Source organism: Curtobacterium sp. MCBD17_008 (assembly GCF_003234475.1).
GTDB lineage: Bacteria > Actinomycetota > Actinomycetes > Actinomycetales > Microbacteriaceae > Curtobacterium.
The window spans coordinates 135,809-148,519 of sequence record NZ_QKTK01000004.1 but is presented as its reverse complement, the minus strand read 5'-3'; the positions used below and the strand labels follow the sequence as shown (position 1 = coordinate 148,519).

The 12,711-nt window shown below is 72.4% G+C and carries 14 protein-coding genes; 11 read left to right on the top strand and 3 right to left on the bottom strand.

Annotated features, from left to right (window positions below; translation table 11 throughout):
• Positions 1-25 precede the first annotated feature (25 nt).
• Positions 26-1,990, top strand: a complete 1,965-nt coding sequence (locus DEI95_RS05885; protein WP_111059672.1) for a M13 family metallopeptidase — start codon at positions 26-28, stop codon at positions 1,988-1,990.
• Positions 1,990-2,985, top strand: coding sequence for a serine hydrolase (locus DEI95_RS05880; RefSeq protein ID WP_111059671.1), 996 nt, complete (start codon positions 1,990-1,992; stop codon positions 2,983-2,985). Before DEI95_RS05885 ends, DEI95_RS05880 begins: the two co-directional genes overlap by 1 nt.
• Before the next feature lie 150 nt (positions 2,986-3,135).
• Here DEI95_RS05880 and DEI95_RS05875 read toward each other — a convergent pair whose 3' ends face one another.
• On the bottom strand, positions 3,136-3,639 hold the full coding sequence (locus DEI95_RS05875) for a hypothetical protein (protein ID WP_111059670.1): 504 nt from the start codon (positions 3,637-3,639) through the stop codon (positions 3,136-3,138).
• Between the two features lie 128 nt (positions 3,640-3,767).
• Between DEI95_RS05875 and DEI95_RS05870 the strand changes: the two genes are divergently transcribed.
• Positions 3,768-4,043: a hypothetical protein gene (locus DEI95_RS05870; RefSeq protein ID WP_110889459.1), complete on the top strand. Its 276-nt coding sequence runs from the start codon at positions 3,768-3,770 to the stop codon at positions 4,041-4,043.
• 18 nt (positions 4,044-4,061) lie between these two features.
• Here the strand turns inward: DEI95_RS05870 and DEI95_RS05865 are convergent, their stop codons facing one another.
• Entirely contained in the window at positions 4,062-4,466 is a 405-nt protein-coding gene (locus tag DEI95_RS05865) for an NUDIX domain-containing protein (protein WP_258367498.1), read from the bottom strand.
• Positions 4,467-4,507: 41 nt separating this feature from the next.
• Positions 4,508-5,812, bottom strand: a complete 1,305-nt coding sequence (locus tag DEI95_RS05860) for a glutamyl-tRNA reductase (protein ID WP_110825720.1) — start codon at positions 5,810-5,812, stop codon at positions 4,508-4,510.
• Between the two features lie 74 nt (positions 5,813-5,886).
• Between DEI95_RS05860 and hemE the strand changes: the two genes are divergently transcribed.
• The 8 genes from hemE (at position 5,887) to hemC (ending at position 12,664) form a co-directional block, all read left to right on the top strand.
• The gene (hemE, locus tag DEI95_RS05855; protein ID WP_111059669.1) at positions 5,887-7,011 is read left to right on the top strand and encodes a uroporphyrinogen decarboxylase; all 1,125 of its coding nucleotides are present in this window, start codon (positions 5,887-5,889) and stop codon (positions 7,009-7,011) included.
• Positions 7,008-8,360 (top strand): FAD-dependent oxidoreductase, encoded by a 1,353-nt coding sequence (locus DEI95_RS05850; RefSeq protein ID WP_309146526.1) that lies wholly within the window; start codon positions 7,008-7,010, stop codon positions 8,358-8,360. Before hemE ends, DEI95_RS05850 begins: the two co-directional genes overlap by 4 nt.
• A gap of 115 nt (positions 8,361-8,475) precedes the next feature.
• Entirely contained in the window at positions 8,476-8,742 is a 267-nt protein-coding gene (locus tag DEI95_RS05845) for a hypothetical protein (RefSeq protein WP_110825717.1), read from the top strand.
• A complete protein-coding gene (locus tag DEI95_RS05840) occupies positions 8,739-9,197 on the top strand; it encodes a phage holin family protein (RefSeq protein WP_110825716.1) in 459 nt (152 codons plus the stop codon). Before DEI95_RS05845 ends, DEI95_RS05840 begins: the two co-directional genes overlap by 4 nt.
• 34 nt (positions 9,198-9,231) lie before the next feature.
• Positions 9,232-9,474 (top strand): DUF3618 domain-containing protein, encoded by a 243-nt coding sequence (locus DEI95_RS05835; RefSeq protein WP_181419485.1) that lies wholly within the window; start codon positions 9,232-9,234, stop codon positions 9,472-9,474.
• 111 nt (positions 9,475-9,585) lie between these two features.
• Positions 9,586-10,341 (top strand): hydrogen peroxide-dependent heme synthase, encoded by a 756-nt coding sequence (gene hemQ / locus DEI95_RS05830; protein ID WP_111059668.1) that lies wholly within the window; start codon positions 9,586-9,588, stop codon positions 10,339-10,341.
• A complete protein-coding gene (locus tag DEI95_RS05825) occupies positions 10,338-11,573 on the top strand; it encodes a ferrochelatase (RefSeq protein ID WP_181436211.1) in 1,236 nt (411 codons plus the stop codon). The genes hemQ and DEI95_RS05825 overlap by 4 nt, the downstream gene beginning before the upstream one ends.
• Entirely contained in the window at positions 11,570-12,664 is a 1,095-nt protein-coding gene (hemC, locus tag DEI95_RS05820) for a hydroxymethylbilane synthase (RefSeq protein ID WP_258367490.1), read from the top strand. The genes DEI95_RS05825 and hemC overlap by 4 nt, the downstream gene beginning before the upstream one ends.
• The last annotated feature ends 47 nt before the right edge of the window (positions 12,665-12,711 follow it).

The window sequence follows — 12,711 nt, the reverse complement described above, 5'->3', positions numbered from 1 at the left end:
GGGACCGGTGGCTATCGTGGAACCCATGACCGACGTCGCAGGCACCACCGGAATCCGCACCGACGAACTCGACGAGTCGGTGCGACCGCAGGACGACCTCTACCGGCACGTCAACGGCAGGTGGATCGCCGACACCCCGATCCCGGACGACAAGGCCCGCTACGGGTCCTTCACGGTCCTCGCGGAAGAGGCCGAGGCCGCCGTCCGGACGATCATCGAGCGCGCGCAGACGGCTGAGCCGGGCACCGAGCAGCGGAAGGTGGGCGACCTGTTCACGTCCTTCACGGACGAGGTCGCCCTCGAGTCCGCGGGCTCCGGGCCGATCGAGCCGCTCCTGGCCGACATCGCCGCGATCGAGGACAAGAACGACGTGCTCCGCATGGTCGGTCGCTTCGAGCGGCTCGGGCTGCCGAGCTTCATCCAGCTCTTCGTCGACAACGACCCGGGCGACCCGGACGCCTACATCGTCTTCCTCGAGCAGTCCGGCCTCGGTCTGCCCGACGAGTCGTACTACCGCGAGGACCGGTTCGCCGACATCCGTGAGAAGTACCGCGAGTTCGTCGGGTCGATGTTCCCGCTGGCCGGCTACGACGAGAGCGGCCACCGCACCGAGCACGTGATCGCCCTCGAGACGGCCATCGCGTCGGCACACTGGGACAATGTCGCCACCCGCGACAGCCAGAAGACCTACAACAAGATGCCGTGGGACGAGGTCTCGGCGCTCGCCGAAGGCGTGGACCTCCGCATCTGGTGGGACGCCATCGCCGCACCGGCGGGTGCGTTCGACACGGTCGTGGTCCGGCAGCCCTCGTTCATCACCGGCCTCGCACAGCTCTTCCGCGAGCAGCCGCTGCCCGTCTGGAAGGACTGGCTCTGCTGGCAGGTGATCCGGGCCTCCGCCCCGTACCTGACCAGCGCGTTCTCCGCGACCAGCTTCTCGTTCTACGGCACGGCACTGACGGGTGCGCCGAAGCAGCGTGACCGCTGGAAGCGCGGAGTCTCCCTGGTCGAGGGTGCGATGGGTGAAGCCGTCGGACGGATCTACGTCGAGGAGCACTTCGACGAGACCTCCAAGGCGACGATGGACGACCTCGTCGCGAACCTGGTCGAGGCCTACCGGCAGAGCATCACCGGGCTCGAGTGGATGACCGACGAGACCCGCGCCCGCGCGCTGGACAAGCTCGAGAAGTTCACGCCGAAGATCGGCTACCCCGTGAAGTGGCGCGACTACAGCGCCCTGCCCATCCGGGCGGACGACCTGCTCGCCAACGTCCGCGCGATCGCGTCGTTCCAGGTCGACCGCGAGCTCGGCAAGATCGGGAAGCCGATCGACCGCGACGAGTGGTTCATGACCCCGCAGACGATCAACGCGTACTACAACCCGGGCTTCAATGAGATCGTCTTCCCCGCGGCGATCCTGCAGTTCCCGTTCTTCGAGGCGACCCGCGACGCCGCCGCGAACTACGGCGCGATCGGCGCCGTCATCGGGCACGAGATCGGCCACGGCTTCGACGACCAGGGCTCGCAGTACGACGGCGACGGTCGCCTGCAGAACTGGTGGACCGAGGCCGACCGCCAGGCGTTCGAGGAGCGCACGAAGGCCCTCATCGCGCAGTACGACGCCCTCGTCCCGACCGAGGTGCCGGATGGCCACGTCAACGGCGCCCTCACGATCGGTGAGAACATCGGCGACCTCGGCGGCCTATCGATCGCGTGGAAGGCGTACCTGATCTCGCTGGACGGCGCCGAGCCCCCCGTGATCGACGGCCTGACGGGTGCCGAGCGGTTCTTCCTGAGCTGGGCGCAGGCCTGGCGTATGGCGATCCGCCCCGAGGAGGCCGCACGCCTGCTCAGCATCGACCCGCACTCGCCGAACGAGTTCCGCTGCAACCAGATCGTGCGCAACATCGACGTGTTCTACGACACCTTCGCCGTCTCCGACAGTGACGCGATGTACCTGGCTCCGGCCGAGCGCGTCGCCATCTGGTGATGGTGGAGCCGGACGCGCCGAACTCGTCGCGCCGGCGCCGCCCGGGACGCCCCTCCGACGATGGCTCCACCGCAGGAAGCGGGGGTGCTGCTCGGTCCGGCGGTGGCCGCGCCGGTGGTGGCGGTCGCAGCCGCGGCAAGCACCGGGGAGGTGCGGACGAGCGCTTCACGGCGACGACCGAAGCGCTCGGCGCGATCGCCGTCGACGGCGCCGGGGTGAGCGCGTCGATCATCGACACGTTCACCGGTCGGGCGCTGCTCGCGATCGACGACCGCCTCGTGCAACCGGTGGCGAGCCTCGGACGGGTGCTGCTCCTCATCGAGGTCGCCGCGCAACTCGAGGACGGTCGCCTGCACGGTGACCGCCTCCAGCGGATGGCCCGCGACACCGCGACCGGCGCGGGCCTGTGGCAGTTCCTGCAGGAACCGACCATGCAGGTGTCGGACCTGGCGACCCTGGTCGGCGCCACCGCCGACGCCTGGGCGACGAACGCGCTGCTCACCACGGTCGGGATGGACGCCGTGCGGTCCCGCGCGGAGTCGCTCGGCATCGAACGGACGGCCCTGATCGACCGGGTGCGAGACCGGCGCGGACCCGACGACGCCCCCGACGTGTCCGTCGCCGCCGCGGGTGAACTGAGCTGGCTGTTCCGGGGCCTCGCGCTCGGTGAGGTCGTCGACGAGGCGGTGTCGAACCGGGTGCTCGGCTGGTTGTCGCTCGCCGCCGACCTGTCGCTCGTCGCGGGGTCCTTCGGGCTCGACCCGCTCGCGCACCGGGCCCCCGACCACGGCCTGCAGTCCGTCGCCGTCACCGGTTCCGGACCCGGCGTCCGCGCGGAGGCCGGGGTCCTCCGTGGGCCGGCGTCGTCGGTCTGCTACGCGGTCACGATCCGGTTCGAGGACGACTCGCTGCAGCGCCGCCTCGCGGTCGTCGACGCCCTGCGCACCATGGGGACCGAGGTGCTCGAGGTCGTGCACGCCCCCGCCGAGCGCTGACCCCGAACCGGCCGCGCCGAGCGCTGACCCCGGACCGGCCGCGCCGAGCGCTGACCTCGGACCGGCCGCGCCGAGCGCTGACCTCGGACCGGCCGCGCCGAGCGCTGACCCGGACCGGCCGCGCCCAGCGCTGACCCCGACCGGCCGCACTCAGGCCGCGCCCACACCCCGCTGCCGGTCGTGGGCCTCACGCATCTTCGCCCCGGCCATCGCCCGTGTGACCCGGCCGTCGGCCTTGCGCGTCAGGCCGTGCCACACCCCGACGATGCCGCACACGACGGGGATGCTCACCACGGCGAAGAGCACCCGCTCGGGCATGGAGTCGGGTTCGAGCGGCGTGGGCACGAGGTGCACGAGCCCGAAGACGGCAGGGCTGGTCACGACGATGATGAGCCGGCGCCACAGCGACCGGACGGAGTCGCGGAAGCCCTCGTCGAGCGCGGCGCCGTCCGCGAGTTCGACCGTCTGCCCGACCGTGAACCGATGGTCGCCAGCGCGGAGGGCCTTCCGCTGGCCCTCGGGCAGTTCCGGCTGGCCGCGTCCGGGACGCTCCCACTCGACGTCCTCGAGCCGCTCGACCTCGCCGTCGACGACGAACCAGCCGCCTTCGAGGTCCTCGGGGCCGGTGACGGTGACGGTGCGGATGGTGCTCACCTGGTCATCCTGGCGCAGGGCACTCCCGTGGCGCACGTCCTCCCAGGAGCGCACCGCCGCACAGCGACATCGGGCAGGATCGGCAGCGTGCACGTCGACGACGACGTGCCGGACGGAAGGACAGACCCATGGCAGCAGGCAAGCACGAGGCAGCACGCGGCGACGAGGACCGCGCGGACGGCGTGGACGAGCGCGCCGGCGAGTTCGTGGACAGCGAGATCCCCGGCGAGCACCGCGTCGCCGATGACGAACCGGTCGGTGAGTTCGTGTCGAGCGACATCCCCGGCGAACGGCGTCCGGAGTCCGAGGGTGAGCGCGGCGAGTACGTCGAGTCGGACATCCCCGGCGACGTCGAGCCCGGCGGCCCGGAGACGGCCGGCGAGTACACCGACCGCGACCAGTAGCGGCGAGGCGGGCCGACCTCAGTCGACGAGGTCGGCCTGCGTGAGCAGGCGCAGCGTCTCGACCCCGGCGGGCGGGCACCGCCCGGCGTCCGCGGAGGTGACCCACTCCACCTCGTCGACCTCTGCGGAGGCGAGGGGCGTGGCGGTGTCGAGCGCGCCTCCCGGCCGGGCCAGGAACAGCGTCATCGCGACGATCGTCCCCGGTGCCTGCCCGTGCGCCGGCTCGGTCACGGTCGCGAACTCGTCGACGTCCGCGGGCGTGAGCCGCAGCCCGGTCTCCTCGAACGCCTCGCGGACCGCGGCGTCCACGCTGCTCTCGCCGGGCTCGACCTTGCCGCCGGGCAGGTAGAGGACGTCGCGCCCGCGGGCGCGCACCATGAGCACGCGACGGTCGCGGACGAGCAGGAGGGCGCTGACCCGCAGCAGCGGGGCGGCGGCCGGGAGGCCCGGATCGCCCGAGCCGGTCAGCTCGCGTCCGCCTCGTCGTCGCGCACACGCGCGGCCCGGTCGGCGAGGGGCACGACGGCGGACGGCACGTCCGCGACGGGCTCGGGGCGCACCCCGAAGAGTGCGTCGAGCGCGCCGGTGAAGTCGTCGCCCCGACCGGCACGGCCGAGTTCGCGGGCCCGGACCGAGGGGCGGTGCAGGAGCACGCCGACCAGGTGCCGGAGTGCTCGCTCGGTCTGCTCGGCGGACTCGGGGGTGGTGTCGCCGCGCCGCTTCACGCGGTCGATCTCGTCGTCCAGGATGTCGAACACGTGCTTGCGGAGGGCGACGAGGGCGGGGGTGGTCGACTGCTCGAGGGCCTGGGCGCGGAAACGGGACACGGCGTCGTCGACGATCGCGCGTGCTTCGGTCTCGGCGTTCAGCTCGGCGATCGGGGCGTGGATGCTGATCGTCTCGAGGTCGAGCAGTTCGACGCCCTCGACGTCGGCGGCGTCCGGGTGCACGTTGCGGGGGAGGCCGAGGTCGATCACGATGCGGCGGGCCCCGTCGTCGAGGTCGCACGCCTCGACGACCGGGACCTCGCTCGACGTGCAGGTGATGACGACGTCGCTCGTGCCGATCGCGGTGCGCAGGTCGGTGGCGGCGACGAGGTCGTGCTTGGCGGCGAACCACGGCGCCCGGCCGGACGGCGAGAAGACCTGGATGTGCTGGGCCCCGCGGTCGCGGAGGGCGGCGATGGTGGTGGCGGCGTAGCTGCCGGTCCCGACCAGGAGCACGCGCGTCGCGGCCCAGTCGGTGATCCGCGAGGACGCGAGCTCGAGCCCGAGGCGGACGAGCGACCGGCCGGCGGCGCCGATCCGGGTGCGGGTCTTGACGCCGCGGGAGGTGTGCGCGGCCTCCTGGAAGAGCCGTTCGAGGTCCGAGGTGGTGGTGCCGTTCCGGCGCGCGTCCTCGAGGGCCCGGCGGACCTGTCCGGAGATCTCGGTCTCGCCGACGACGACGGACTCGAGCCCGCTCGACACGGCGAAGAGGTGCTGCACGACGTCTCCGCCGCCGAGCACCTGCACGGCGTCGAGGACCTCGTCGGCCTGCAGCTCGCTCGCTGCCGAGACGGCCTCGACGGTGGCGCGGACGGCTGCGTCGTCGTCGCCGGCGATGTCGAGGTAGGCCTCGAACCGGTTGCACGTGGCGAGGACCACGGCGCCGTCGAGGACGTCCGAGTCCGTGACGAGGTGGCTGGCGGCCGCGGGTGCTCCGATGCTCAGACGCTCCAGGAGGTCGAAGCTGGCGTTGCGATGCGACGCCGTGAGACAGATGAGCACGTGTTCAATGGTAACCCCGGTGCCCCGAGCACCGGGTCGGGGAGCCGTCCTGTTCGCGGTGCGAGAATCATCCGGTGACCGACGCGCTCCCGACCACCCATCCGCTCGCCGACGGCCGCACCACGGGCTCGCGGCTCGTCCGTGCCCTCCGTGGGGACCGGCCGGAGACGCTGCCGGTGTGGTTCATGCGGCAGGCCGGCCGGTCGTTGCCGGAGTACCGGGAGCTCCGCGTCGGGACGGCGATGCTCGACGCGTGTCTCGACCCGGCCCTCGCGTCCGAGATCACCCTGCAGCCGGTCCGTCGGCACGGGGTCGACGCCGGCATCTTCTTCAGCGACATCGTCGTGCCGATCAAGCTCGCGGGCGTGGACGTCGAGATCGTCCCCGGTCGTGGTCCGGTCCTCGGGTCGCCCGTCCGGACGGCGGCGGACGTGGACGCCCTGCGTCCGCTCGAGGCGGAGGCCCTGGCCCCGATCACCGAGGCGGTCGCCCGGACGGTCGCCGAGATCGGCAGCACGCCGCTGATCGGCTTCGCGGGCGCGCCCTTCACGCTGGCCGCGTACCTGGTCGAGGGCGGCCCGTCGAAGGACCACATCCGGGCCCGCACGATGATGCACGCCGAGCCGGAGACCTGGGCACGGCTGCTCGACTGGGCCGCCGACGTGTCGGGGGCGTTCCTCCGTGCCCAGGTGCTCGCCGGTGCCTCGGCCGCGCAGCTCTTCGACTCGTGGGTCGGGTCGCTGTCCCGCGCGGACTACGTCTCCCGCGTCGCTCCGCACTCGGCGCGGGCACTGTCCCACGTGACCGACCTCGGCGTCCCGCGCATCCACTTCGGCGTCGGCAGCGGCGAGGTCCTGGCCGACATGGCGACCGTCGGCGGCTCCGTCGGTGCCGTGGACGCGGTCGGCGTGGACTGGCGGCTGCCCCTCGACGAGGCCGTGCAGCGCGTCGGCGGCGACGTGACCGTGCAGGGCAACATCGACCCGGCGATGCTCTCGGCCCCGTGGCCGGTCCTCGAGGCGCACGTCCGTGACGTCGTCCGCCGCGGAGGCGTTGCCCGTGCGCACGTCGTGAACCTCGGCCACGGCGTCCCGCCCGAGACCGACCCGACCGTGCTGACCCGCGTCGTCGAGCTCGTGCACGCACTGGGCGACGGCACCGACGTCGGGACCGACGGGACCGACCGGGCCGCGTCGTGACCGACGTCGTCGTGGTCGGCGGCGGGGTCGCCGGGCTCGTCGCCGCGCGTGACCTGGCGAAGGGCGGCGCCCACGTCGTGCTGCTCGAGGCCTCGGGCGTGCTCGGCGGGATGATCCGACGGCACACGGTCGCGGGCCTCGACCTGGACATGGCGGCGGACTCGTTCGCGACCCGGACGGATGCCGTGTCCTCGCTCGCGGTCGAGCTCGGTCTCGGCAACGACATCGTCTCCCCGGACCCGAGCGGTGCGTGGCTGATGACCCGCGACGGGCGGACCGCGCCGATCCCGTCGACCGGCCTGCTCGGGATCCCGGGCACCCCGATGGCCGCGGACGTCATCGCGGTCGTCGGTGGTGCCGGCGCCCTCCGCGCACAGATGGACGCGCTGCTGCCCTCGCCGGTCGGCGCACGGGCGACGTCGCTCGGCGCGATGGTCCGGAGCCGGATGGGCGCGAAGGTCCTCGACGACCTGGTCGTCCCGGTCGTGGCCGGCGTGCACTCGACGCACCCCGACGACCTCGACCCGGACCGCGTGGCGCCCGGGCTCCGTGCCGCCCTGCAGCGCGAGGGGTCGTTGGCCCGTGCGGTGCTCGCCCTCCGGAAGCGTGCCGTCGCCGGGTCCGCCGTGCAGGGGCTCCGAGGCGGCATCGCGCGGCTCGTCGACGAGCTCGTCGCCGACCTCGACACGTACCGCGTCGACGTGCGGCTGCACACGCGGGCCACCTCCGTCGGACGAGCGGCGGTCGAGACCGTGTCGGCGGACGGCACGACCGAGCGGCTGGCGGCGGACCACGTCCTCGCGACGGTCGCCGACCCGGCCCGGACGGCGGCTCCGCGTCGGTCCGGCATCGAGCTCGTCACCCTGGTCGTGGACCGGCCCGAGCTGGACGCGGCTCCGCGTGGCACCGGGATGCTCGTGCACCCGGCAGCGACCGGTGTCGCCGCGAAGGCGCTCACGCACGCGACGGTCAAGTGGCCCTGGCTGGCGGAGCGGGCGGCCGGGAGGCACGTGCTGCGGCTCAGCTACGCCCTGCCCCCGGCAGGCGCGGACCAGGCGACCGGCGCTGCCGGCGCGACGGACGCGGACGAGGTGGCCACGAGCCTCCCGGTCGACCCCGCCGATGCGGTGAGCGCACGGGCGACGACGGACGCGACCGCGCTGCTCGGCCTGCCCGTCCGTCCGGAGCACGTCGTCGGCGCGGCCCGCGTCCGCTGGCACGGACCGGACGCCGAGGCCGCCGGGCTGGCGGAGGGCGTGGTCGGGATCGGTGAGGCGTCCTCTGGGCGAGGGCTGTCCGGCATCGTCACCGCTGCCCGGGCGGCTGCTGAGCGCATCCTGGATTCCTGAGCGGACCGCTGACCCTCCGAGGGCTACTGTTGGGGGAACCGTCGGACACATGCCGATCGGTGCATGACCACGCACGGTGCCTTCACAGCACACTGACCCAACGGAGGAATCGCTCATGCGAGGAAAGCTCCTGTTCGTCGCCGGCGCAGCACTCGGGTACGTCCTGGGATCGCGAGCCGGACGGGCGCGGTACGAGCAGATCAAGACCGTCAGCGGCAAGATCTGGAACAGCAACGGCGTCCAGAAGAGCGTGAACCAGGTCGAGGACTTCGTGTCCGACCGCACGCCCGACGTCGCCGACTTCATCGGTGAGCAGACCAAGAAGGTCGTCCGCAAGGTGAGCTCGAAGGCGTCGTCCGGCAAGGGCTCGCAGATCTCATGACCGACACACGCGACCGGAAGTCGCGGTCGCTGTTCGGCCTCGTGAAGGACGTCCCCGACCTCGTCAAGGACCTGGTCAAGGGGGAGATCGCCCTCCTCAAGGCCGAGATGATCGGCAAGGCGAAGGTCTTCGCGGTCGCCGCTGGCATCCTCGTCGCCGCGCTGGTGATCGTGCTGTACGCGATCGGCGTGCTCCTCACCGCAGCGGTGATGGGCCTCGCCACGGTGATGCCCGCGTGGCTCGCCGCGCTGCTGCTCGCCGTCCTCATGCTGATCGTCGCGGCGATCCTCGGGTTCATCGGGTGGAAGCGGCTCAAGAAGGGCCTGCCGGTCACGCCGAAGCGCACCATCGCGAGCGTCAAGAACGACGTCAACGCGGTGAAGGGCCTCGGGCGGAAGCCCACCCCCGAGACGCTCCGTGCGTCACGGAAGCCGGACGTCGACGGCCGGTTCTGACGCCCGTCATCCCCACGACTCCCTCGGAGGACCAGTGACCGACCCCCAGCACGACGACCAGTCGAAGATCGCCGACCGCGTCGCTGCGACCCGTGCCCAGCTCTTCGACACCCTCGACGCGATCGAGGACAAGCTGAACGTGCCGAAGCAGCTCGGCATCGCCGCGTCGAAGGTCAAGCGTGGCGTCGACGCGAACCCGGTGCCGTACCTGGCCGGGCTCGCAGCGGGAGTGGCAGTGGTCGGGGGTATCGTCGTAGCGGTGCTCCGACGGCGGTGATCCACACGCGGCGAGCCTTCGCGAGCCGCAGTGGACGATCGTCCCGGACACCCGCTCGGCGAAGGGGGCCGGCGAAACACACCCCCGGCGAACGTGGAGGACGACCGACCCATGAGCACTGACGTGCCCACCCCAGCAACCCCCGCAGCACCAGCGGCCAGCACAGCGCACGAGACGGACCCGGCTTCCGGGATCGACCCGAACCTGCTCACGGCCTACGCCCTCTGGGCGGTCTTCCGCCGCCCGGTCGGCGCCGTCCGACCCGGCGGTGCGGATGCGGTCGCGGAACTCGACGGGGTCGTCTCCGCGGCTGCCGAGCGCGGCGTCACCATCCGCGGCTTCTACGACGTCTCCGGCTTCCGGGCCGACGCGGACGTCATGATCTGGCTGCACGGCGACGACGCACAGGCGATCCAGGCGGTCCTCCGCGAGATCCGCCGCACGGCCCTCTTCGCCGAGGCCGAGCCCGTCTGGCACGCCATGGCCATGCACCGGGAAGCCGAGTTCAACAAGCGGCACACCCCGGCCTTCCTGCGCGGCAAGGACCCGGAGCCGTGGATCACGGTGTACCCCTTCGTGCGCTCGTACGAGTGGTACCTGCTGCCCGAGGAAGAGCGTTCGAAGATGCTGCGCGACCACGGCATCGCCGGCGCGAAGTACCGCCGCGTCCTGACGAACACCATCGCGTCCTTCGCCCTCGGTGACTACGAGTGGATCCTGCCGCTCGAGAGCCCGGACCTGGTCGACCTCGTCGACCTCATGCGCGACCTCCGCTACACCGAGGCCCGCATGCACGTCCGCGAGGAAGTGCCCTTCTACACGGGTCGTCGCGTGACGACCGCCGAACTCCCGGAGGTGCTGTCATGACCGACACCAGCATGATCACGAACGGCAAGCCCGTCCTCGCCGCCACCGAAGCGGCCGCGTCCGGCCCGGAGCACGTCGAGGTGCCGACCGCGTACGACGCGATCCTGCTCGCCGGCTTCGGTGGGCCCGAGGGTCAGGACGACGTCATCCCGTTCCTCCGCAACGTCACGCGCGGTCGCGGCATCCCGGACGAGCGTCTGGAGGAGGTGGCGCACCACTACCGCCACTTCGGCGGCGTCAGCCCGATCAACGCCCAGAACCGTGCGCTCAAGGCCGCGCTCGAGGCCGAGCTCGCCTCGCGGGGCATCGACATGCCCGTCCTCTGGGGCAACCGCAACTGGGAGCCCTACCTCGAAGAGGCGTTCACCGAGGCGGCCGACAAGGGCTACAACAAGCTCATCGCGATCGCCACGAGCGCGTACTCGTCGTTCTCGAGCTGCCGTCAGTACCGCGAGGACTACGCCCGCGTGCTCGACGAGACCGGTCTGATCGACACGATCCAGATCGACAAGGTCCGGCAGTTCTTCGACCACCCCGGCTTCGTCCGGCCGTTCATCGACGGGGTCCGCGACGGACTGGCCCGCGCGATCGCCGAGAACGACGGCCTCGACGTCGCGACGGAGCTCCAGGTGCTGTTCTCCACGCACTCGATCCCGTCGACCGACGCCGCCCGCTCCGGCCCCGACTACCGGGGCTTCGACGAGCACGGTGCGTACGAGGCGCAGCACCTCGCCGTCGGGCAGGTCGTCCTCGACCAGGCGTGGGCGGAACTGCTCGAGCAGCCCGAGCACGCGCACCTGCAGGGCACGTCGAAGCCCGCCTGGAAGCTCGTCTACCAGTCGCGCTCGGGTCCCCCGACGCAGCCGTGGCTCGAGCCCGACATCAACGACTACATGAACGAGGAGCTCAAGGGCGGCCCCACCCGCGCCGTGCTCATCGTCCCGCTCGGCTTCGTGAGCGACCACATGGAGGTCATGTGGGACCTCGACGAGGAAGCCACCGAGACCGCCGGCGAGCTCGGCTTCTGGTCGCTCCGCACGCAGACCCCCGGCGTCGACCCGGCCTACGTGGCCGGTCTCGTCGACCTCGTGCTCGAGCGGGTCAACGGCACGCCGACCGCCGAGCGTCCGCACATGACCGACATCGGCCCCTGGTACGACGTGTGCCGTCCGGGGTGCTGCGAGAACGTGCGAGCGGGGTTCAAGCCCGCAGCCGCCGGCGTCGCTCCGTGACCGAGGCGACCGCGGACCACCCCAGCACCCCGGCGACCGACGGCCCGGCCCCGATCCGGCTCGGCACCCGTGCCAGCCGACTGGCGGTCGCCCAGTCGCAGGACGTCGCCGACCGCCTGGCGAAGGCCGCCGGCCGTCCGGTGGAACTCGTCACCGTGACGAGCGAGGGCGACACGAACCGGGCCTCCCTGGCGTCCCTCGGCGGTACCGGCGTCTTCGCGTCCGCGCTGCGGGAGGCGCTCGTGGCGGGCGAGGTGGACGTGCTCGTGCACTCGCTGAAGGACCTGCCGACCGCGCCGTACCCGGGCCTGACGATCGGCGCCGTGCCGAAGCGTGCCGACGCGCGTGACGTCCTCGTGGCGCGGAACGGTGCGACGGTCGAGACCCTGCCCGAGGGCGCGAAGGTCGGCACGGGGTCGCCCCGCCGTGTCGCGCAGCTCAAGGCGGACCGGCCGGACCTGGACGTCATCGACATCCGCGGCAACATCGACACGCGGCTCGCCCGTGTGGAGGACGACCTGGACGCCGTCGTGCTCGCGGCCGCCGGGCTCGGACGCATCGGACGGCTCGATGCCGCGACCGAGCTGCTCGACCTCGGGTTCTGGCCGAGTGCTCCCGGTCAGGGTGCGCTCGCGGTCGAGATCCGCACGGACGAGGACGACCGCAACCTGCTCGCCGCGCTGCGGAAGATCGAGCACGCCCCGACCCGCCTGACGGTGACCGCCGAGCGCGAGGTGCTCGCCAAGCTCGAGGCTGGCTGCTCCGCCCCGATCGGCGCGACCGCGGTCGTCGACGCCGAGATGCTCCTCGTCTCGGCGACGGTCTACCGCCCCGATGGCTCCGAGTACCGGACCGCGTCGCACGCGGCCGTGCTCGACGGGTCGGCGCAGGACCGCCTCGACGAGGCCCTGTCCGTCGCCGACCGGGTCGCCGCCGAGCTGCTCGAGAACGGCGCCGCCGAGCTGGCCGACCTGTCGAGCTCCGCCGGGTCGGTCTCGGCCGAGCACGACGCCGGGCACACCGTCGGCCCCGGCCTCGACACCCCCGGTACCGAGGGGCCGTCCGACACGTCCGCCACCACGACCGAGTAGGGCGACGATCACCACGGACACCACGCGGGACGACAGGACCGGGCCCC